The 19,317-nt window shown below is 71.1% G+C and carries 18 protein-coding genes; 11 read left to right on the top strand and 7 right to left on the bottom strand.

Annotated features, from left to right (window positions below):
- Positions 1-64: 64 nt before the first annotated feature.
- On the bottom strand, positions 65-2,389 hold the full coding sequence (locus ABD205_RS22210) for a M4 family metallopeptidase (protein WP_344048758.1): 2,325 nt from the start codon (positions 2,387-2,389) through the stop codon (positions 65-67).
- 249 nt (positions 2,390-2,638) lie between these two features.
- Between ABD205_RS22210 and ABD205_RS22205 the strand changes: the two genes are divergently transcribed.
- A complete protein-coding gene (locus ABD205_RS22205) occupies positions 2,639-2,899 on the top strand; it encodes a DUF3263 domain-containing protein (protein ID WP_344048756.1) in 261 nt (86 codons plus the stop codon).
- A gap of 140 nt (positions 2,900-3,039) precedes the next feature.
- Here ABD205_RS22205 and ABD205_RS22200 read toward each other — a convergent pair whose 3' ends face one another.
- Positions 3,040-4,113 (bottom strand): potassium channel family protein, encoded by a 1,074-nt coding sequence (locus ABD205_RS22200; protein ID WP_425573098.1) that lies wholly within the window; start codon positions 4,111-4,113, stop codon positions 3,040-3,042.
- 59 nt (positions 4,114-4,172) lie between these two features.
- On the opposite strand from ABD205_RS22200, the gene ABD205_RS22195 reads away from it, so the two are divergent.
- The 3 genes from ABD205_RS22195 to ABD205_RS22185 all read left to right on the top strand — a co-directional run bounded on the left by ABD205_RS22195 (position 4,173) and on the right by ABD205_RS22185 (position 7,763).
- Positions 4,173-5,858 (top strand): acyl-CoA dehydrogenase family protein, encoded by a 1,686-nt coding sequence (locus tag ABD205_RS22195; protein WP_344048751.1) that lies wholly within the window; start codon positions 4,173-4,175, stop codon positions 5,856-5,858.
- Positions 5,859-6,002: 144 nt separating this feature from the next.
- Positions 6,003-7,403: an MFS transporter gene (locus tag ABD205_RS22190; protein ID WP_344048749.1), complete on the top strand. Its 1,401-nt coding sequence runs from the start codon at positions 6,003-6,005 to the stop codon at positions 7,401-7,403.
- A gap of 12 nt (positions 7,404-7,415) precedes the next feature.
- The gene (locus tag ABD205_RS22185; RefSeq protein WP_425573095.1) at positions 7,416-7,763 is read left to right on the top strand and encodes a GntR family transcriptional regulator; all 348 of its coding nucleotides are present in this window, start codon (positions 7,416-7,418) and stop codon (positions 7,761-7,763) included.
- Positions 7,764-7,780: 17 nt separating this feature from the next.
- Here ABD205_RS22185 and ABD205_RS22180 read toward each other — a convergent pair whose 3' ends face one another.
- Positions 7,781-8,065 (bottom strand): YiaA/YiaB family inner membrane protein, encoded by a 285-nt coding sequence (locus ABD205_RS22180; protein WP_344048745.1) that lies wholly within the window; start codon positions 8,063-8,065, stop codon positions 7,781-7,783.
- Positions 8,066-8,134: 69 nt separating this feature from the next.
- On the opposite strand from ABD205_RS22180, the gene macS reads away from it, so the two are divergent.
- The gene (gene macS, locus ABD205_RS22175) at positions 8,135-9,289 is read left to right on the top strand and encodes a MacS family sensor histidine kinase (RefSeq protein WP_344048743.1); all 1,155 of its coding nucleotides are present in this window, start codon (positions 8,135-8,137) and stop codon (positions 9,287-9,289) included.
- A 26-nt stretch (positions 9,290-9,315) separates the two neighbouring features.
- Entirely contained in the window at positions 9,316-9,948 is a 633-nt protein-coding gene (locus tag ABD205_RS22170) for a response regulator (RefSeq protein WP_344048898.1), read from the top strand.
- A 13-nt stretch (positions 9,949-9,961) separates the two neighbouring features.
- On the opposite strand, the gene ABD205_RS22165 is transcribed toward ABD205_RS22170, so the two are convergent.
- Both ABD205_RS22165 and ABD205_RS22160 read right to left on the bottom strand, forming a co-directional pair.
- A complete protein-coding gene (locus ABD205_RS22165; RefSeq protein ID WP_344048741.1) occupies positions 9,962-10,216 on the bottom strand; it encodes a hypothetical protein in 255 nt (84 codons plus the stop codon).
- A gap of 57 nt (positions 10,217-10,273) precedes the next feature.
- The gene (locus ABD205_RS22160) at positions 10,274-10,705 is read right to left on the bottom strand and encodes a GNAT family N-acetyltransferase (RefSeq protein WP_344048739.1); all 432 of its coding nucleotides are present in this window, start codon (positions 10,703-10,705) and stop codon (positions 10,274-10,276) included.
- A gap of 85 nt (positions 10,706-10,790) precedes the next feature.
- On the opposite strand from ABD205_RS22160, the gene ABD205_RS22155 reads away from it, so the two are divergent.
- Positions 10,791-11,195: a DUF1801 domain-containing protein gene (locus tag ABD205_RS22155; protein WP_344048737.1), complete on the top strand. Its 405-nt coding sequence runs from the start codon at positions 10,791-10,793 to the stop codon at positions 11,193-11,195.
- Positions 11,196-11,211: 16 nt separating this feature from the next.
- On the opposite strand, the gene ABD205_RS22150 is transcribed toward ABD205_RS22155, so the two are convergent.
- Positions 11,212-11,364 (bottom strand): hypothetical protein, encoded by a 153-nt coding sequence (locus ABD205_RS22150; protein WP_344048735.1) that lies wholly within the window; start codon positions 11,362-11,364, stop codon positions 11,212-11,214.
- 150 nt (positions 11,365-11,514) lie between these two features.
- Here ABD205_RS22150 and ABD205_RS22145 point away from each other — a divergent pair, with 150 nt between their 5' ends.
- Together ABD205_RS22145 and ABD205_RS22140 are read left to right on the top strand one after the other, a co-directional pair.
- The gene (locus ABD205_RS22145; RefSeq protein ID WP_344048733.1) at positions 11,515-12,258 is read left to right on the top strand and encodes a class I SAM-dependent DNA methyltransferase; all 744 of its coding nucleotides are present in this window, start codon (positions 11,515-11,517) and stop codon (positions 12,256-12,258) included.
- A gap of 45 nt (positions 12,259-12,303) precedes the next feature.
- Positions 12,304-15,045, top strand: a complete 2,742-nt coding sequence (locus tag ABD205_RS22140; RefSeq protein ID WP_344048731.1) for an aminotransferase class III-fold pyridoxal phosphate-dependent enzyme — start codon at positions 12,304-12,306, stop codon at positions 15,043-15,045.
- On the opposite strand, the gene ABD205_RS22135 is transcribed toward ABD205_RS22140, so the two are convergent.
- Entirely contained in the window at positions 15,038-16,480 is a 1,443-nt protein-coding gene (locus tag ABD205_RS22135) for a glycine hydroxymethyltransferase (protein ID WP_344048729.1), read from the bottom strand. The two genes, ABD205_RS22140 and ABD205_RS22135, sit on opposite strands and share 8 nt — an antisense overlap.
- A gap of 349 nt (positions 16,481-16,829) precedes the next feature.
- On the opposite strand from ABD205_RS22135, the gene ABD205_RS22130 reads away from it, so the two are divergent.
- On the top strand, positions 16,830-18,554 hold the full coding sequence (locus ABD205_RS22130) for a nitrite/sulfite reductase (protein ID WP_344048727.1): 1,725 nt from the start codon (positions 16,830-16,832) through the stop codon (positions 18,552-18,554).
- The gene (locus ABD205_RS22125; RefSeq protein WP_344048725.1) at positions 18,551-19,297 is read left to right on the top strand and encodes a phosphoadenylyl-sulfate reductase; all 747 of its coding nucleotides are present in this window, start codon (positions 18,551-18,553) and stop codon (positions 19,295-19,297) included. The genes ABD205_RS22130 and ABD205_RS22125 overlap by 4 nt, the downstream gene beginning before the upstream one ends.
- Positions 19,298-19,317 lie beyond the last annotated feature (20 nt).

Genomic DNA, 19,317 nt, shown 5'->3' with positions numbered 1-19,317 from the left:
GCCCGAGGGCGACGGCCACCGGCCCGCTGATCGGATCGTCAGCTCAGATCGTCAGCTCAGATGGTCAGCCCAGCGTCACCGCCGTGTCGTCGACGAGGAAGCTCGTCTGCAGCGAGCTGTCCTCGGCGCCGGTGAACGTCAGGGTGAACGTCGTCCCCGCCAGCGAGCCCACGTTGATCGACTTCTGGACGTAGCCCGATCCCTTGTTCAGGTTCGAGTACGTCGCCAGCGTCGTCGACCCGGCCTTCACCGTCAGCGTGTCGTACGCCGACGTGGTGGTGGTCTCCGAGGAGCTGACGTAGAGCCAGAAGCTCAGCGTCGCCGCGCAGCCCGCCGGGATCGTGACCGACTGGCTGAGCGTGTCGGTGTGGGTCGTGCCGTAGCCGTCCATCCACGCCTTGTAGCTGCCGCTGTGCGCCGGGGCGCCGGTCGAGCTGTCGATGACGCCCGTGCTCGCGGTCCAGCCGGTGCTGCCCGACTCGAAGCCGGGGTTGGTCAGCTTGTTGCCCGAGCAGGAGCCGGTGCCGCCACCGCTCACGGTGAAGGTGAACGACGTCGTCCCGGCCGCGCCCTTGCTGTCGGTGGCCGAGGCGATGACGCTGTAGGTGCCGGCCGCGGTCGGCGTGCCGGACACGGTGCCGGAGCTCGAGAGCGTGACGCCCGCGGGCAGGCCGGTGGCCGACCAGGTGTACGGCGCGGTGCCGCCCGACGCGCTCAGCGTGAAGGAGCTGATCGGGGTGCCCACCGTGCCGCTCTTGTTGCCCGGGTTGGTCACCGTGACGGTGCCCGTGCCGCCGCCCGGCGTGCAGGTCGGGTCCCCGGTCTGAGCCGGGACCGAGACCGCGTTCCACGCCGCCTTGACCGCGTTGAACTCGGAGCAGGTCGTGGTGCCGTAGAGGTTCTTGGCGGCCGTCAGCGTCCAGGTGCGGTACTTGAGGTAGGACGAGGTCGTCGTCTTCAGCAGCATCGCGTTGTACATGATCTGCTCGGCCTTCTGGATGCCGATGCCCGTGATGGTCGAGCTGTTGCAGGTCGGGCTCGTCGGCTGGCCGTTCGTCGGGTTGGTGCCCTCGGCGAGCAGGTAGAACCAGTGGTTGCCCGGCCCCGCCGCGGCGTGCACCTCGGCGTTCGGGGTCGAGCTCGAGTAGCAGTTGCTGTCGCCGGCGAGCGACGGGTTGTACATGTAGCGGATCGGCGCGCCGCCCAGGTTGACCTCCTCGCCGACCGTGAAGTCGGGGGTGTCGTACGGCGCCGCCTCGTTGGCGTACCACTCGGTCGCCGCCCCGAACGTGTCCGCGACGAACTCCTGCGTCCCCTTCCCGGAGATGCCACCCGGCGTGTGGTCGTCGACGCCGTGGCCCATCTCGTGGGCGACCACGTCGATCGACGAGATCCAGGCGCCGGAGTCGTCGTACCCGACCTGCACCTGGGTGCCGTCGTAGTAGGCGTTCTCCTCCTGGTCGCCGATCCGGATCGGCCAGGCGCCACCGTTGCCGTCCGGGCCGTTGCGCCCGTCCCAGGCCGACAGCATCCCGACCTCCTTGTCGGCCGCGAAGAGCGCGTCGACGCACGCCGTCTCGCGGTCGGTCGCCGCGCCGCCGCCCCACCCGGAGTCGGTGGACTGGGTGAAGGTGGTGTTGTTGGCCGCGTCCTGGCAGCTCAGGTTGGTCGCCGCCGGGTCCTTCATCGAGTACGTCGACCCGGACAGCGTGGTGCCGAAGGTGACCGGCTTGGGGCCGTTGTAGGTGCCCGACCCGGTGCCGTGCACGACGTGCTCCCGGGTGCCGAGGACCTTGCCGCTGTGCGCGTCGACGTAGACCGACAGCCGCGACGGCGCGCCGCCTCGGGTGCCGGCCGCGACCGTCTCGTAGGCCAGGTGCGACGTCGACTCGTCCTGGAACACGACGAGGCGCGTGCCGCCGAGCGTCGCGTGGTCGACCTGGTCGGCCGAGGTGCGGCGCGCGGCCGCCTCCGACACCGACGGCGTCGTGGAGGCGAGGTCGGTCGGCGCGGTCTGCGCGACCGAGGTCGACAGCACCTGGCCGGCGTCGTCGGTGGCGACGACGAAGTCGCCGCCGACGACCTCGAGGCCACGGTAGGCGCGCCCGTAGGAGACGTAGTTGATGCCGTGCGAGGAGTAGACGGTCCCCTGCTGGGCGACGTCCTGCTTCGACAGGTGCAGACGTGCCGGGCGGGAGGCGACGAAGTTGCCGGCACCCTTCGCCGCAGCGGACCGGCCGTGGTCGCCGGACTTGCCGGCGCTGGGCGGGGTGTGGTGCGAGGTGGCCGACTTGCCGGCCGTCGCGGGGGCGGCCTGGACGCCGTTGGGCGCCAGCCAGGCGGCGGAGACGAGGGCCAGGGTGAGGCCCGAGACGATGCGTGGATTCACGTGTTCCCCTTTGAACCGGGGCCCGCAGGCCCCCGAGACAGGTTCAGCCCGGGATCGGGCCTTCCGGAACTGTCCGATCCGCGAGATCGTCCGGTCAATGGCCGCGATCGACACAGATGTGCATTGCGATTACCTGCAGAAGTGGAGGACTTCCGGCGCACTCAGCGGACCGATGCGCTCGGACCAGCGGGCGGGCACCGGCTCACACCCCACGGTCTCGTCGAGAGGGGCGGCTGGAAGACTGGCGGCATGAGCGAACGCGCCCGCGACCTCCTCACGTGCCACGCCGACGTGCTCTCCTTCGAGCGCACGTGGTGGTCGCACGGCGGGGCGAAGGACGACGCGATCAGGGACCGGTTCGGCGTGAACGCTGCCGACTACTACCGGGCTCTCGCCGAGATCATCGACGATCCCGAGGCGCTGGAGCACGACGCGCTGCTCGTCCGGAGGCTGCGTCGCCAGCGGATCACCCGCCGACGGGCCCGTTCGGTGCGCCGGGGCACGGCATAGTCCGTTCGGACTATCCGCACCCCCCATCCGAGTCATCTTCGCCACGCCTGGGCGGATCCGCTTGGGCACGCGCCGCCTGGCGGCTAGAGTCCTACTCGCTGAACCGCTGGGGACCCGAGACCCCGGCGGTTCAGTACATTTCAGACGTCCTCGTCCGCCAGGTCCTCACCGTGCGTGCCGGGCCGCGGCGCCCACGCGAGCTCCCTCGCGGGCCGGACGACGATCAGGCGGTCGCCCCGCGCGAGCTGGGTCACGACCGGGTCGAAGTAGCGGAACACCCGCTCGTCGCGGACCACCGCGATCACCTGGTCGGGCAGCTGCTGGGGCTGCTTGCCGACCTCGCCGACGAGCAGGTCGCGCTCGGCCACCTCGAGGCCCTCGCCGTACGTGAGCAGGTCCTCCATCACCAGGCCGAGCGTCGGTGAGAGCGACGAGAGCCCGAGCAGGCGGCCGACGGCGTCCGAGGACGTGATCACCGAGTTGGCGCCGGACTGCTTCATCAGCGGCGCGTTCTCCTGCTCGCGGGCCGCGGTGACGATCCAGGCGTCCGGGTTGAGCTGGCGCACGGTGAGCGTGGTCAGCACGTTGGTGTCGTCCCGGTCGGTGGTGATGATGACCTGGTCGGCCGTCGCGATGCCCGCACGGTGGAGAACGTCGCGCCGGGTCGAGCTGCCCGTGACGACGGCGAGCCCGTCGGAGTGAGCCTCCTCGAGGGCCGTCTTGCTCGGGTCGACGACGACGATCGACTCGCGTTCGAGCCCGTTGTTGAGCAGCGTGTCGACGGCACTGCGCCCCTTGGTGCCGTAGCCGACGACGACGACGTGGTGAGCCATCTTCTTCCTCCAGCGGGTGATCCGCATCTGCTCCCGGCCGCGGACGGCGAGCGCCTCGATGATGGTGCCGATCAGCAGCGCCAGGAACGCGATGCGGGCCGGTGCGATGACGAAGGCGTTGATCAGCCGGGCGTGGTCGGACGTCGGCACGATGTCGCCGTAGCCGGTCGTGGTCAGCGTGAGCGTCGTGTAGTAGACCGAGTCGATCAGGCTCAGGTTGTCGCCGTTCGCGTCGCGGTAGGAGTCGCGATCGAGGAAGACGATGAGCACGACGCCGATCAGGATGAACAGCGCGATCATCACGCGCCGGCTGAGCTGCCACCACGGGGAGCGGACGTGTTCAGGAAGGGCGATACGCCCCGCGCCGGGCGCGTCGTCCACCGACCCTCGCCAGGCGGAGTCGGCGCGCTGATCGTCTGGCACGCCACTACCGTAGTGGCATGACCCTGGCATCCGGCGGAGGGATCCGCACCGTCCTCAACCAGGCGCCGCTGCTGGCCGGCCACAACGTCGTGACGGCCGACCTCGCGCTCTCCGAGGCCGTGGTCCGGCACGCCTCGACGGCCACGCTCGAGTCGCTGGTGCCGCTCGGTTTCGAGGCCGGCTCCGAGGAGGCGCGAGAGCAGGGCATGTTGGCGAATGCCAACGAGCCGGTCCTGACGACGTACGACCGCTACGGCAACCGTATCGACGAGGTCGCCTTCCACCCGTCGTGGCACTGGCTGATGGAGCGCGCGGTCGGCCACGGCCTCGCCGCGGCACCGTGGGAGGCCGACAGCTCCACCGACGACGGCCGGCACGCGCACGTACGCCGCGCCGCCGGCTTCTTCGCCTGGTCGCAGACCGAGCCGGGACACGGGTGCCCGATCTCGATGACGTACGCCGCGGTCCCCGCGCTGCGCGCCGACGAGGCGCTCGCGAAGGAGTGGACGCCGTTGCTGGCCTCCCGCACCTACGACCCGGGCGTACGACCGGCGTCGCAGAAGCTCGGGGCGCTCGCCGGCATGGGCATGACGGAGAAGCAGGGCGGGTCCGACGTGCGGGCCAACGTCACCGAGGCCCGGCCGACCACAGCGTCGGGGGCGGACGGCACCTACACCCTGCACGGCCACAAGTGGTTCACCTCGGCACCGATGAACGACGTCTTCCTCGCCCTGGCCCAGGCGCCGGGGGGCCTGACCTGCTTCGTGCTCCCCCGCGTGCTTCCGGACGGCACCCGCAACCGGCTCGACGTCGTCCGGCTCAAGGACAAGCTCGGCAACCGGTCCAACGCGTCCTCCGAGCTCGAGCTCGACGGCACGGTCGCGTTCCGGCTCGGCGACGAGGGACGCGGCGTGCGCACCATCATCGAGATGGTCGCCGCCACCAGGCTCGACTGCGTGCTCGGGTCGGCCTCGCTGATGCGGCGCGCGGTGGCGGAGGCGTCCTGGCACGTCGCGCACCGGTCGGCGTTCGGCGGGCTTCTCGCCGACAAGCCGCTCATGCAGAACGTCATCGCGGACCTGGCCGTCGAGTCGGAGGCCGCGACCGCTCTGGCCATCCGGCTCGCCGAGTCGGTCGACCGGCTCTCCGACCCCCACGAGGCCGCGCTGCGCCGGATCGGCCTGCCGCTGGCGAAGTTCTGGGTGTGCAAGCGGACGCCCGCCCTGGTCGCCGAGGCTCTGGAGTGCCTCGGCGGCAACGGCTACGTGGAGGAGTCCGGGCTGCCGCTGCTCTACCGGGAGGCGCCCCTCAACTCCGTCTGGGAGGGCTCGGGCAACGTCAACGCTCTCGACGTCCTGCGCGCGCTGAGCCGCGAGCCGGAGGTGCTCGACGCCTATCTCACCGAGGTCGGACGCGCCCGTGGGGCCGATGCCAGGCTCGACGCAGCGATCGACTCGCTGCTCGGGATGCTCGGGTCGCTCGCTCCCGATGCGATGGAGGTCTCGGCCCGGCGTCTCGCCGGCCGGATGGCAGCGGTGCTGCAGGGCTCGCTCCTGGTGCGCTACGCGTCGGCCGAGGTGGCCGACGTGTTCTGCGCATCCCGCTTCGGCGCCGAGGCCGGGTCGTACGCCGGCGGCACGTACGGCGCCCTCGCCGGCGGAGACCTCGCCGCCATCGTCGCCCGCACCACCCCGACCCTCTGACCCACCCCCTCCCCTCCCCTCCCCTCTCTCCCGCCGAGACGTCAATCCCCACGGTCCGAGACGTCAATCCGTCACTGTCGATTGACGTCTCGGACCGTGGGGATTGACGTCTCGGCGGGAGGGTGAGGGGTTAGCGTCGTGCCCATGACCGTCCCGGAGACCTCAGCGGTGCGGATGGGCACACCTGTCGGCCGTGCCGTCATCGCGGCCGCGACGCTCGGCTCCGGCATGGCGATGTTGGACGGGACGGTCGTCAACGTCGCGCTGCGCACGATCGGCCGGGACCTGGGCGCGAGCCTCGCTCAGCTGCAGTGGATCACCAACGCCTACCTGCTGACGCTGTCGAGCCTGATCCTGCTGGGCGGGTCCTTCGGTGACAGGTTCGGCCGCAGGCGGGTGTTCGTGGTCGGCGTCGTGTGGTTCGCTGCCGCGTCGCTGCTGTGCGGCGTCGCGCCGAACCCGGAGATCCTCATCGCCGCCCGCGCGCTTCAAGGCATCGGCGGCGCACTGCTGACGCCGGGCAGCCTCGCGATGATCCAGGGCGCCTTCGCGCCCGACGAGCGCGCTCCAGCGATCGGTGCCTGGTCAGGGCTCGGAAGCATCGCGGCCGCGATCGGGCCGTTCGTCGGCGGCGCGCTCGTCGACTATGCGAACTGGCGCTGGATCTTCCTGCTCAACCTCCCGTTGGCGGCCGTGACCGTCCTCATTGCCGTCAGGACGGTCCCGGAGACGCGCGACCCGCGGGCGTCCTCCCACTTCGACGTCGTGGGCGCGGTCCTCGCCGCGGTCACGCTGGGCGCGACGACGTACGCCTTGATCGAGTGGGGCGGACCGGGTGGCTGGGTAGCGGCGTTCCTCGGCGTGGCTGCAGGGGTCGGATTCATCGTGGCGGAGGCCCACGAGCCGGAGCCGATGCTGCGCCTCGAGATGTTCCGCAACATGACGTTCAGCGCCTCCAACGCCATGACGCTGCTGGTGTACGGCGCGCTCGGAGCCCTGAGCTTCTTCGTCGTCATCGAGTTGCAGACCGTCGGCGGCTACGAGGCACTGGCCGCCGGCGCCGCCTTCGTGCCGATGACGATCATCATGCTGTTCCTCGCCCCCGCCGGCGGCCGGCTCGGCCAGCGCATCGGCCCCCGGATCCCGATGACCGTCGGCCCGCTCGTGATGGCGGTCGGGGTGCTTCTCATGCTGCGGATCGGGCCCGACGTGAGCTACGTGTTCGACGTGCTGCCCGCCGTCATCGTCTTCGGCCTGGGGCTGGCTCTCATGGTCGCCCCCCTCACCGCCACGGTGCTGGCGGCCGCGCCCGACGAGCACGCCGGGATCGCGAGCGGGGTCAACAACGCGGTCGCCCGGGCCGGCGCCCTCCTCGCCGTGGCGGCCCTGCCGATCGCCGTCGGCCTGCACGGCGGGGAGTACGCCGACCCGACCACCTTCGACGGGGCGTTCCACGAGGCGATGGTCGCCTGCGCGACGCTGCTCGCCGCAGGTGGCGTGATCTCGTGGTTCACGATCCGTCGCCCCGACCTCGTGGATGCGTGAAGGATGTCCGTCGTGATCACCCTGGACGCGCACGCGCCGGAGCCGCCGTACGAGCAGATCCGCGCTCAGATCGCGACGCGGATCGAGCGCGGCGAGCTGGCCGCCGGCGTACGGCTGCCGACGGTGCGACACCTCGCCGACGACCTCGGAGTCGCGGCGAACACCGTCGCCCGCGCCTACCGCGAGCTCGAGCAGGCACGCCTCATCGAGACCCGGGGGCGGGCGGGCAGCTTCGTCGCCGGCGCGGGGGTCGAGCGGGAGGGCAGGGCGGCTGCGGCGACCTACGCCGAGCGCGTCCGCGCGCTCGGCCTGACGGTGGACGAGGCCGTCAGCCTCGTGCGGCGGGCTCTGGAGCGCTGAGCGGTCGCCAGGTGGAGTCAGTTGGCCTCTTTCCACGGGTTGTGGTCGGCGAGGATCTTGTCCACCCGCGCCTGGTCGAGGCGGGAGACGACGTACTGGGTCTCCTGTGCGTCGCGGACGCACTTGGCCAGCGAGAACGACGAGGTCGTGAGGAAGAGCGTGCCGAGGGCGAGGAACGCCTTCGGCCAGCCGTCGCCCGGCAGGTAGTAGATGGCGCCCAGCATGGCCAGCAGAGCGGAGCCGAAGGCGACGGCCGACTGCGCGTAGAAGGCGGTGGTGTTCTTGGTGTTGGGAGTATCCATGACGGGAGTCTCGGTGGATTCGCGCCAACCGGGCATCCGCACGCGTACTCAGGTGCGACACTGCCGCGTGTGAGCACGTGGTCGTCGCCCGCCGCGACAGCCGTCGAGAACCGGCTCTTCCGGGCCCTCGCGGTGTTGCGCGTCATCGTCCTCGTGAACGCGATCGGGCTGAACGTCTACCGCGCGGGCAACTTCGACCACCCTGTCGCCGGGGCCGGCTGCATCGCCGTCATGGTGCTGTGGACCGGCTACGCCATCTGGGCGTACGCCGAGCCGCGCCGGCGTACCGTCGTGCTGCTGACGGCCGACCTCGCCGTGGCGCTGGCGCTGCTGCTGGCGACGCCACTGGTCAAGGGCGACGCATTCCGGGCGACGGTGCCGGGCTTCTGGATCGTCGGCGCACTGCTCGCGTGGTCGATCCACTACCGGATGATCGGCGGCCTGGCCGCCGGCACGCTCTTCGCGGTCGTCGACCTCACGCTGCGCGAGCACATCCGGCAGTCCGACTACAACAACGCGTTCCTGCTCGTCATCAGTGGCTCGATCGTGGGCTTCATGTGCGGATCCCTGCAGCGGATGGCCACCGAGCGTGACGCCGCCGAGCGAGCAGCGGCGATGGCCTCCGAGCGCGCTCGGCTGGCCCGTGTGGTCCATGACGGCGTGCTCCAGGTCCTCGCACTGGTGCAGCGGCGCGGCGGCGAGCTGGGCGGTGAGCTGGCCGAGCTGGGCAGGCTCGCCGGGGAGCAGGAACGCGAGCTGCGTCGACTGATCCGTGCCGAGGACGTCGCCGAGGTCGGCGAGGTCGGCGAGGAGAACGTCGACCTCGTCTCGGAGCTCGGGCGGCTCGAGCGCTCCGGCACCATCACCGTGTCGGCGCCCGCCTTCCCGGTCGAGCTGCCGGCCGCCGTGGCCCACGAGATCGTGGCAGCTGCAGGGGCCTGCCTCGACAACGTGCGGCACCACGTCGGCGACGACGCGCGGGCCTGGGTGCTGCTGCAGGCCTACCCCGACCGCGTCGAGCTGTCCGTGCGCGACGACGGCCCGGGGATCCCCGCCGGCCGGCTCGAGGAGGCGGTCGCGCAGGGTCGGCTCGGCGTCAGCGAGTCGATCCGAGGACGCATCGCCGCGCTCGGAGGCACGGCGGCGCTGGTCACGGGCTCGTTCGGCACCGAGTGGGAGATCGTCGTGCCGCGTTCCGCTCAGGACCTGGGCGCGGCGTCGTGAGCGATCAGGCGGACCCGGTGCGGGTGATGGTCGTCGACGACCACCCGATGTGGCGCGACGCCGTGGAACGCGACCTGGCGCAGGCGGGCTACGACGTCGTCGCGGTGGCCGCGACCGGCCGCGAGGCGCTGGTCCGCTTCGCGGCGACACGCCCGCAGGTCGTCGTGCTCGACCTGCAGATCCCGGCCCCCGACGGCGTCCAGGTCACCACCGAGATCGTGCGGCTGGAGCCGGAGGTGCGGGTGCTCGTGCTGTCCGCGTCGGGCGAGCAGGGCGACGTCCTGGCGGCGGTGACGGCAGGCGCGACCGGCTACCTGGTGAAGTCGGCCTCGCGTGCGGAGCTGCTGGCCGCCGTACGCCGGGTCGCCGACGGTGACGCGGTCTTCACGCCCGGCCTCGCCGGGCTCGTGCTGGGCGAGTTCCAGCGCCGGTCCGAGGCACCGCCCGACGACAGGGCCGGGTCGGCACTGACCGACCGCGAGACCGAGGTGCTGAGGATGGTCGCCAAGGGCATGTCCTACCGCCAGATCGCCGAGCGACTCGTGCTGTCGCACCGCACCGTGCAGAACCACGTGCAGAACACGCTGCGCAAGCTCCAGATGCACAACCGCGTCGAGCTGACCCGCTACGCGATCGAGCACGGGCTCGACGCGGAGTAGACCGCAGGGCACCTCACCGCTGGCGGCGGCCGCGCCAGGTCCATCGGCGCGGACGCGGCGCCGCCTCCGGCGGGCGGGGTCGGTTGCAGACCAGGCAGTCGGCCCGCCCACAGGTCATCTCCTCATCGGAGGTGAGGAGCTCCAACACCTCGTCGAGGAACTCGTCCGCCAACTGCCAGACGAGGTCGAGGCGTCCCTCGCCGACCGCCGCGTTGACCTCCCACACGTACGTGTCGTGCAACTCTCGGAGTCGCTCACTGTCGTCCATGGCCCGCCCTGACTCGCCACCTCCAGTGTGCGCCGACGAAGCCGCTGTTGTCAGGCGTCAGTCCGGCTGGGCGAGGACCATGAAGCGCTCGGGGTGCGGCATCGGCACGAAGCCGACACGGGCGTAGACGTCGTGAGCATCGTGTGTCGCGAGCAGGACGCGCCTGAGGTTCATCGGTCGCAGTCGCTCGACCACGGCCTCGACCATCCGGTTGCCGAGTCCGCGGCCGCGGTGATCACGGTCGACGTAGACGTCGCACAGCCAGGCGAAGGTCGCGTGATCGGTGACGACGCGCGCGTAGGCCACCTGGCGCCCGTCCGCGGTGAACGCCCCGATGTTCAAGGAGTGGCGCGCGGCGGTGTGGACCGCCTCCCGGGTCCGCCCGAGCGCCCAGTACGCGTCGGTCGACAGCCAGGCGTGGACGCGGTCGAGGTCCATCCGGCCGATCTCGAAGTCGATCTCGTAGTCATCGGCGCTGTCCGGTATCACAGCCCGCATTCTCCCTGCGCGGACCCTGCTCGTGACGGGGTGGTCGGGCAGAGCGTGGTGGCGGGTCAGGCACTAGGGTCGGCTCATGGGCGGACCAGCCGATCCCCGTCGCCATCCCGGGGTCGACGCCTACCTCGCCGACCTGCCCGACTGGCAGCGCGAACTCTGCACGGAGCTGCGCCGCACCGTCCACGAGGCGGACCCTGAGATCCAGGAGACGGTCAAGCGCACCGTGCGGCCGTACTTCGTGCTGGAAGGGAACGTCTGCGCGCTGCTGGCCACGAAGGACCACGTCAACCTGTTCCTGTACGACCCGACCGTGCCCGACCCGCACCGGATCATCAACCAGGGACACGACAACGCAACCGCCCGGGCGATCCAGATCTACGAGGGCGACGGGTTCGACCGGGCAGCCCTGATCGAGCTGTTACGGGCGATCGTTGCGAACAACCGCGCAGGCGGGTGGCGCCGGCTCGCCCAGGGGGCGTGAGGGCGTGGGCCGTGCCTCAGCCGCCACCTCCGGCGCTCCAGTGGGGCGGGTCCGCCGGCTCCTGCTCCTTGCCGCACCTCCGGCACCGGCGGAACTGGCCGGAGCCGTCCTCGGTGCTCACCTTCCGCCAGGAGTGCAGGGACAGATGGCACCGCAGTGGCTTCCTCATGGTGGCCTTCTCACGCGGGTTCGCGGCGTCGCATCCCATGGCTTCGTCGCCGGACCACCCATCGTCCCACCGTCGCCAGACGGGCTCAACTGTCCGTCCGGAGCGCAAAAGGCGTCGACCCCGACGGCATGACTGCGGCAGTCTCGACCGGTGACGAGCAGCGAGATCTGGGACCGGGCGACAGCGCAGCGGTACGACGACCCGGAGGACCCGATGTTCACGGCCGCCGTCCTCGACCCGACGGTCGACCTGCTGGCGACGCTCGCCGGTGACGGGAGGGCGCTCGAGCTCGCGATCGGGACCGGCCGCGTCGGCGTACCGCTGCTGGAGCGCGGTGTGCCGGTCACGGGCATCGAGCTCTCCGAAGCGATGCTGGCGCAGCTGCGCACCAAGGTCGACGCCGCCGCGCTCCCGGTCACGGTCGGCGACATGGCGACCACACGCGTCGAGGGCGAGTTCACGCTGGTGTACCCGGTCTACAACACCATCTCGAACCTGCTGACCCAGGACGAGCAGGTCGAGTGCTTCCGCAACGCTGCCCGCCACCTGTGCCCCGGGGGCCGGTTCGTCGTCGAGCTCAGCGTCCCTCCCCTCCGATCGCTGCCGCCGGGCCAGGACGCGGTGCCCTTCGACGTCTCCGACCGCCACCTCGGCTTCGACACGTTCGAGCTCGTCACCCAGCACCTGGTCTCCCACCACTTCACCCGCGAGTCCTCGTCGGAGGGCGTCCGCTATCGGCGCAGCGCCGGCCGTTTCCGCTACGCCTGGCCGGCTGAGCTCGACCTGATGGCACGGATCGCGGGACTCGACCTCGAAGCGCGCTACGCCGACTGGGACCGGACCCTGTTCACCGACGACAGCACCAAGCACGTCTCGGTGTGGCGCAAGCCGTGAGCGCCCGGCCAGCCGCACGCGCGGCCGGTGCGAGATGATCCCGACATGACCGACCTGGGTGGCCTGGCGAGGCCGGTGGCGACGTGCGACGAGGCGGCGGAGATCGCCGCACGGCTGTGGGGGCTGACCGGCCCCATCGTGGAGCTCGGCAGCCAGCAGGACCGGAACTTCCGCATCGACTCCCCCACGGGCACTGTCGTCGTCAAGCTGGCCAACGCCGCGACGGCGCGTGCCGAGCTCGACGCCCAGCACGCTGCACTCGCCGTCGCGGCCGGGGCCGGGCTACGCGTGCCGGGCGTCGTACCGGCCCTGTCCGGCGAGGCCGTCGAGACCGTCGAGCTGGGCGGCCAACGACTGCTGGCGCGGGTGCTCACCTACGTCGCGGGCACGCCGCTGCTGGAGCTGGACGGCTTCGGCGTCGACCGGTGCCGGCTGCTCGGCCGCACGGCCGGGGCGCTCGTCGCGGCGCTGGCCGGGTTCGCACACCCCGGCACCGAGCGCCGCAGCCAGTGGGACCTGCGCCTGGCCGGCGACGTGCTGACGTCCTTGGAGCCGCACCTGCCTGCCGGCGTCCGCGACGAGGTGCTCGCCGCGACCGTGCCCGCGAGCGATCGGCTGCGTGCAGTCGTCGAGAGCCTGCCGGAGCAGGTGATCCACGGCGACCTGACCGACGACAACGCGGTGTCGGACGACGAGGGCACGGTCGGGGTGATCGACTTCGGAGACGTCATGACGAGCTGGCGGGTCGCGGAGCTCGCGGTGACCGCCTCGAGCGTCCTCGGCAAAACCGGCGACGACGTCACGGCCGTGCTCGCGGTCGTCGAGGCCTTCGCGGAGCGCGCGCCGCTGACCGACGCCGAGCTCACCGCACTCTGGCCGTTGGTCGTCCTCCGCACCGCCGTCGTCGTCGCCAGCAGCGCCGAGCAGGTGACGCTCGACGGCGGCAACGACTACACGCAGGCACGCCAGACCGACGAGGTCCGCGCGTTCGAGCGAGCTGCCGCGCTCGACCTCGAGGAGATGACCTGGCTCGTCCGTGCCAGCGGTCAGCCGCTCACCACTCCGAGGCTCCCGCGCCTGGTCCACTCGGCCCTGACTCCGCTCGACCTGTCGACCACCAGCCCCCTGCTCGACGCGGGCGCCTGGCTCGACCCGGACATCGAGCGACGGCTGCTCCGGCCCGGCACCGTCACGCGGTACGGCGAGTACCGACTCACCCGGGCGATCCCTCTCGCCCGGCGCAACACCGCGAGGGTCCTGGCGCTCGGCGTCCAGGTCGCGCTGCCGATCGGCACGCGGCTCGACGCCGTCCCGGCCGGCGTCCTCGTCGACGGGGTCGACGAGGACGGCACGACGGTCGAGCCGGTGATCACGATCCAGGTGAGCGCGCTGCCGGGTCGCCCGCCGGCGTACGTCACGCCCCACGCGGCACAGGTGTGGCGTCGGCTCTCCCCCGACCCCTCCCCTCTCCTCGGGCTCGACGTGGCCGTGCCCGAGCCGGATCCGGAGCGACTGCTGGCTCGGCGCGACGCCTACTTCGCGACGGTCCAGGAGCACTACTTCGACGCTCCGCCCCAGATCGAGCGCGGCTGGCGCGAGCACCTCGTCGACACCCGGGCCCAGGTCTACGTCGACGTGCTCAACAACGTCGCCACGACCGGCCACGCCCACCCGGCGCTCACCGCCGCGGCCGCCCGGCAGTGGTCACTGCTGAACACGAACTCGCGGTTCCACTACGGTGCGGCCGTCGAGCTCTCCGAGCGGCTCGCCAACCTGGCTCCCGATGGCCTCGACCAGGTGTTCCTCGTGAACAGCGGCAGCGAGGCTGTCGACCTGGCGCTCCGCCTGGCGACGACGGCGACCGGCCGCCCGCGCATCCTCGCCGCACGCGAGGCCTACCACGGCTGGACGATCGGCTCGGACGCCGTCACGACGAGCCTGGGCGACAACCCGCGAGCCCTGTCGACCCGACCCGACTGGGTCGAGCTCATGGACGCGCCGAACGCCATCCGCGGCACGCATCGCGGCCCACGCGCGGCCGCCGGCTACCTCGCCGACCTCGACGTACAGCTCGCCGGGCTCGACACGAGCCACCTCGCGGGCGTGATCCTGGAGCCGATCTTCGGCAACGGCGGTGGCGTCCTGCTGCCCGACGGCTACCTCGTCGGGGTCTACGACCGCGTCCGCGCGTTGGGCGGCGTCTGCATCAGCGACGAGGTGCAGATGGGCTACGGCCGGCTCGGCCACCACTTCTGGGGCTTCGAGCAGCAGGGCGCCGTGCCCGACATCATCACGGTGGCGAAGGCGATGGGCAACGGCCAGCCGCTCGGGGCCGTGATCACCACGCGTGCCATCGCCGAGGCGTTCGCCGCCGAGGGGAGCTTCTTCTCGTCGGCAGGGGGCTCTCCCGTCAGCTCGGCGGTCGGCCTCGCGGTGCTCGACGTGATGGCGAGCGAGCACCTGCAGGAGAACGCGAAGACGGTCGGCGACGCGCTGAGGAGCGGGCTCGAGTCGCTCGCGTCGACGTACGACGTCATCGGGGCCGTGCACGGGCTCGGCCTCTACCTCGGTGTCGAGCTGGTGTCCGACCGGGAGACGTTCGCACCCGCGACCGAGCTCACGCGCCTGGTGTGCGAGGCGATGCTCGACGAGGGGTGCATCGTCCAGCCGACCGGCGACTACAAGAACGTCCTCAAGATCAAGCCGCCCTTGGTGCTGAGCGCGGAGGCGGCCCAGTACGTGGTCAACGCACTGGACCGCGTCCTCCGGCGCCTCGTGCTCAGCTGAGGTCGAGCCCGGGGTAGAGCGGGAACCTGTCCATCAGCTCCGCCGCGGCGGCCTTCGTCTTCGCGGCGACGCCGTCCTCGATGACGTACGACGCCTTGGACGGTGCGCCCGCCGACGTCGTGCCGGGCGAGGTGCTCCTCAGGACGTTCACGATGAGCTCGGCGACCTGGTCGAACTCGTCCGCGCCGAGCCCACGGGTGGTCAGCGCGGGGGTGCCGAGCCGGACGCCGGAGGTGTACCACGCACCGTTCGGGTCGGAGGGGACCGAGTTTCGGTTGGTGACCACGCCCGAGTCGAGCAGAGCCGACTCGGCCTGCCGTCCCGTGATGCCGAGCGACGAGACGTCGAGCAGCACGATGTGGTTGTCCGTGCCGCCGGTGACGAGGTTGACGCCGCGCTTGAGGAAGCCCTCGGCGAGCGCCTGGGCGTTGTCGGCGATGTTCTGGGCGTAGGTCTGGAAGTCGGGGCGGCGTGCCTCGGCGAACGCGACGGCCTTGGCTGCCATCACGTGCGAGAGCGGGCCGCCGAGCACCATGGGGCAGCCGCGGTCGACGGACGGGGTGTACTCCTCCGTGGCCAGGATGAAGCCACCGCGCGGGCCGCGCAGCGACTTGTGCGAGGTGCTGGTGACCACGTGGGCGTGCGGGACCGGGTCCTCGTCGCCCGTGAAGACCTTGCCGGCCACCAGGCCGGCGAAGTGCGCCATGTCGACCATGAGCGTCGCGCCGACCTCGTCGGCGATCTCGCGCATCTTCGCGAAGTTCACCCGCCGCGGGTAGGCCGAGTAGCCCGCCACGATGATCAGCGGCTTGAACTCGCGCGCCTTCGCGGCCAGCGCGTCGTAGTCGAGCAGCCCGGTCTCGGGATCGGTGCCGTACTGCTGCTGGTGGAACATCTTGCCGGAGATGTTCGGGCGGAAGCCGTGGGTCAGGTGGCCGCCGGCGTCGAGGCTCATGCCGAGCAGGCGCTGGTTGCCCAGCTCGCCACGCAGCCGCTCCCAGTCGGCCTCGGAGAGGTCGTTCATGTTCTTGACGCCGGCGTTCCTGAGCCACGGGCCTTCGACGCGGTGCGCGAGGATCGCCCAGTACGCCGTCAGGTTGGCGTCGATGCCGGAGTGCGGCTGGACGTAGGCGTACTCGGCGCCGAACAGCTCTCGGGCGTGCTCGGCGGCGAGCGCCTCGACGGTGTCGACGTTCTGGCAGCCGGCGTAGAACCGGTGACCGACCGTGCCCTCTGCGTACTTGTCGCTGAACCAGGTGCCCATCGTCATCAGCACCGCAGGCGAGGCGTAGTTCTCGCTCGCGATGAGCTTCAGGGAGGCCCGCTGGTCGGCGAGCTCCTGCCGAGTCGCCTCGGCGATGCGAGGCTCGACGGAGGCGATGACCTCCAGAGCCTGGGTGTATGCGCTGCTCGTCAGGGCGTTGAGGTCGGCCATGGGACCGAGCCTAGTGAGGGTGACGCGGGGCTTCCAATCCCACCCGCTGGTCGGACGTTGTGTGACCTGCGTCGCAGGCCCCGCTGGAGGGACGCCGGATCGTCTCACATCGTGGTCGACAGTCCCACATCATGAGATCATTAGTTGTGGGACGCCGGTCCGAGGGCTGAGACTCCTTGACATGGTCACTGCTGCAACTCACGCCCACCTCGTGGTACGTCGCCACGTGGACTTCGGGCGCACCCGCAGCATGATGTGTTGGCCTCGCTGACCGCCCCGACCCCTCCTCTCACCGACGGTTGTCCGTGCCGCACGATGCGGCGCCTCAGCGAAGGACCGTGATTTCCTCATGCCTGACCTGCGCTACAAGCCGGAGTCCGCCCAGCGCACCGAGATCCCCCGCCCGAAGCGCGGCGAGGGTCAGTGGGCACTCGGGTTCACCGAGCCGCTCAACAAGAACGAGCAGTCCAAGAAGGACGACGACCCGCTGAACGTGCGGGACCGGATCCTCCACATCTACTCCAAGCGCGGGTTCGACTCGATCGACCCGGCCGACCTGCGCGGCCGCTTCCGCTGGATGGGCCTCTACACCCAGCGCAAGCCCGGCATCGACGGCGGCAAGACCGCGGTGCTCGAGGAGGAGGAGCTCGACGACCGCTACTTCATGATGCGGGTGCGCACCGACGGTGCACTGCTGTCCGCGGCCGCCGTACGCGCGCTCGGCGAGATCGGTCGAGACCACGCCCGCGACACCGCAGACGTCACCGACCGCGAGAACATCCAGTACCACTGGATCGAGATCGAGGACGTCCCCGCGATCTGGGAGAAGCTCGAGTCGGCCGGACTCTCGACGCTCGAGGCGTGCGGTGACAGCCCGCGACCCTTCCTGGGCTCCCCCGTCGCCGGCGTGGCCAAGGACGAGATCATCGACGGCACCTCCGCGCTGGAGGAGATCAAGCGCCGCTTCCTGGGTGACCCTCGCTTCTCGAACTTCCCGCGCAAGTTCAAGACCGCGCTGACCGGTCACCCCTCGCACGACGTGGCCCCCGAGGTCAACGACGTGGCCTTCGTCGGGACGGTCCACCCGGAGCTCGGCCCCGGCTTCGACCTGTGGGTGGGCGGCGGCCTGTCGACCAACCCGCACCTCACCGAGAAGCTCGGCGTCTGGATCCCGCTCGACGAGGTCCCGGACGCATGGGAGGGCGTCGCGGGCATCTTCCGCGACTACGGCTACCGCCGGCTGCGGTCGAAGGCGCGCCTGAAGTTCCTCGTGGCCGACTGGGGCCGGGCGAAGTTCCGCGAGGTCCTCGAGAACGAGTACCTCGGACGGCCTCTCGTCGACAACGCCTCGCCCGAGTCGCCGCTCGGTCACCGTGACCACATCGGCGTTCACGAGCAGAAGGACGGCAACCTGTACGTCGGTGTCGCACCGACCGTCGGCCGCGTCTCCGGCACCCTGCTGGTCCAGCTGGCCGACGTCATCGAGCAGCACGGCGCGGCCGGCGCGCGCCTGACGCCGTACCAGAAGATCGTCATCCTCGGCGTCGCGCCGGACAGGCTCGACTCGCTCGTCGCGAGCCTCGACCGCATCGGGCTGTCCGCCCACCCGTCCAACTGGCGGCGCAACACGATGGCCTGCACCGGTATCGAGTTCTGCAAGCTGGCCATCGTCGACACCAAGCAGCGTTCGGCCGACCTGATCGCCGAGCTGGAGCGGCGCTTCCCGGAGCTCGATGCCCAGATCACCGTCAACGTCAACGGCTGCCCCAACGCCTGCGCTCGCACCCAGGTCGCTGACATCGGCCTCAAGGGGCAGCTCGTCATGGACGAGAACGGCGACCAGGTCGAGGGCTTCCAGGTGCACCTGGGTGGCGCGACCGGGCTCGAGGCCAACTTCGGCCGCAAGCTGCGCGCCCACAAGGTGACCAGCGCCGGCCTGGACGACTACGTCACGGCGGTCGTCACCAACTACCTCGCGGACCGGCGCGACGGTGAGCACTTCGCGGCCTGGGTCGCCCGTGCCGACGAGGAGCTCCTCCGGGGCGACAACGTCCTCGAGGCGGTGGCGGTATGAGCACCGCGACCACACTGGCGGCCCGCAGCTTCAAGGGCGCCCACACCGACGGACGCTCGTCCGAGGAGCTGCGCGAGCTCGTCTCGCACTGGGGCGCAGAGCTGGAGCTCGCGCCGGCGGAGACCATCATCGAGTGGGCCGCCGCGACGTTCGGGGAGCGCTTCTGCGTCACCTCGTCGATGGGCGACGCCGTTCTCGCCCACCTAGCCGCCTCTGTGGTGCCCGGGATCGACGTGGTCTTCCTCGACACCGGCTACCACTTCGTGGAGACCATCGGCACCCGGGACGCGGTCGCCGCGACGCTCGACGTCAACCTCATCACCATCACGCCGACCCAGAGCGTGGCCGAGCAGGACGCGACGTACGGCAAGGACCTCTACCGGACCGACCCCGACCTGTGCTGCAAGCTGCGGAAGGTGCAGCCCCTGCAGGAGGCGCTCGACGGGTACGACGCCTGGGCGACCGGTCTGCGCCGCGCAGAGACCCACAACCGCGTGATCGCGCCGGTCATCGGTTGGGATGCGAAGAAGGGCAAGGTCAAGGTCTCGCCCATGGCCCGATGGTCCGACGAGCAGGTCGAGCGCTACATCGCCGAGAACGGCGTACTCGTCAACCCGCTCGCTTACGACGGCTATCCCTCCATCGGGTGCGCGCCGTGCACGCGCCGAGTAGCCCCCGGCGAGGACCCGCGCAGCGGGCGCTGGGCAGGCACCGGCAAGACCGAGTGCGGCATCCACACCTGATCCCCCTCCCCCGGTTCGGC

The organism is Nocardioides panacihumi (genome assembly GCF_039530925.1).
GTDB classification, from domain to species: Bacteria; Actinomycetota; Actinomycetes; order Propionibacteriales; family Nocardioidaceae; genus Nocardioides; species Nocardioides panacihumi.
This window is presented reverse-complemented; position numbering and strand designations above follow the sequence as displayed.

What these genes read in the sequence shown, in the direction of transcription:
- ABD205_RS22130 (WP_344048727.1), top strand. Translation starts at nt 16,830, where the DNA reads ATGCCTGACCTGCGCTACAAGCCGGAGTCCGCCCAGCGCACCGAGATC.
- ABD205_RS22170 (WP_344048898.1), top strand. Translation starts at nt 9,316, where the DNA reads ATGGTCGTCGACGACCACCCGATGTGGCGCGACGCCGTGGAACGCGAC.
- ABD205_RS22140 (WP_344048731.1), top strand. Translation starts at nt 12,304, where the DNA reads ATGACCGACCTGGGTGGCCTGGCGAGGCCGGTGGCGACGTGCGACGAG.
- ABD205_RS22195 (WP_344048751.1), top strand. Translation starts at nt 4,173, where the DNA reads ATGACCCTGGCATCCGGCGGAGGGATCCGCACCGTCCTCAACCAGGCG.
- ABD205_RS22165 (WP_344048741.1), bottom strand. Translation starts at nt 10,216, where the DNA reads ATGGACGACAGTGAGCGACTCCGAGAGTTGCACGACACGTACGTGTGG.
- ABD205_RS22135 (WP_344048729.1), bottom strand. Translation starts at nt 16,480, where the DNA reads ATGGCCGACCTCAACGCCCTGACGAGCAGCGCATACACCCAGGCTCTG.
- ABD205_RS22150 (WP_344048735.1), bottom strand. Translation starts at nt 11,364, where the DNA reads ATGAGGAAGCCACTGCGGTGCCATCTGTCCCTGCACTCCTGGCGGAAG.
- ABD205_RS22190 (WP_344048749.1), top strand. Translation starts at nt 6,003, where the DNA reads ATGACCGTCCCGGAGACCTCAGCGGTGCGGATGGGCACACCTGTCGGC.
- ABD205_RS22155 (WP_344048737.1), top strand. Translation starts at nt 10,791, where the DNA reads ATGGGCGGACCAGCCGATCCCCGTCGCCATCCCGGGGTCGACGCCTAC.
- ABD205_RS22180 (WP_344048745.1), bottom strand. Translation starts at nt 8,065, where the DNA reads ATGGATACTCCCAACACCAAGAACACCACCGCCTTCTACGCGCAGTCG.
- ABD205_RS22205 (WP_344048756.1), top strand. Translation starts at nt 2,639, where the DNA reads ATGAGCGAACGCGCCCGCGACCTCCTCACGTGCCACGCCGACGTGCTC.
- ABD205_RS22125 (WP_344048725.1), top strand. Translation starts at nt 18,551, where the DNA reads ATGAGCACCGCGACCACACTGGCGGCCCGCAGCTTCAAGGGCGCCCAC.